The organism is Rhodanobacter sp. FW104-R8 (assembly GCF_001617365.1).
Lineage (GTDB): Bacteria > Pseudomonadota > Gammaproteobacteria > Xanthomonadales > Rhodanobacteraceae > Rhodanobacter.
The window spans coordinates 1-689 of the sequence record NZ_LVJR01000035.1 but is presented as its reverse complement, the minus strand read 5'-3'; the positions used below and the strand labels follow the sequence as shown (position 1 = coordinate 689).

The following is a 689-nucleotide window of genomic DNA, read 5'->3' as shown; positions in this document are numbered from 1 at the left end:
GGGCGTGTTGGTCGCCTTCATTGCACTGCATCTGCAAGGCGTCACGGCGAACCTGATGTCGCTCAGCGGTATCGCCATTGCGATCGGCGCGATGGTGGATGCGGCGATCGTGATGATCGAGAACGCGCACAAACATCTGGAACATTGGCGTGACGCGAACGACGGACGTGAACCGCAAGGTGCGCAGCGGTGGTCGCTGATTGCCGAGGCCGCCGCCGAGGTGGGGCCCGCGTTGTTCGTCAGCCTGTTGATCATCGCGCTGTCGTTCGTGCCGGTCTTCGCGCTGCAGGGGCAAGAAGGCAAGCTGTTCAAGCCGCTGGCCTTCACCAAGACCTACGCGATGGCGGCAGCGGCTGGGCTGGCGGTGACGCTGGTGCCGGTGCTGATGGGTTATTTGATCCGCGGGCGCATCCGTGCCGAGCGCGACAATCCGCTCAACCGGGGTTTGATCCATGGCTATCGGCCTCTCCTCGAAGCCGTGCTGCGCTATCCGAAAGCAACCCTGGTGCTGGCCGGTGTGCTGCTGCTCACCGCGGTCATTCCGATGACCAAGCTCGGCAGCGAGTTCATGCCCGCGATGGACGAAGGCACATTGCTGTACATGCCCACTGCACTGCCGGGGCTGTCCGCCGGCAAGGCCTCGCAGTTGCTGCAGTTGACCGATCGCATGATCAAGACCGTGCCCGAGG

Annotated in this window: 1 protein-coding gene; it reads left to right on the top strand. The window is 63.7% G+C overall.

The window, feature by feature from the left end; genetic code table 11:
- On the top strand, positions 1–689 hold a 689-nt coding region (locus RHOFW104R8_RS10815; RefSeq protein WP_161487798.1), incomplete at both ends, for an efflux RND transporter permease subunit.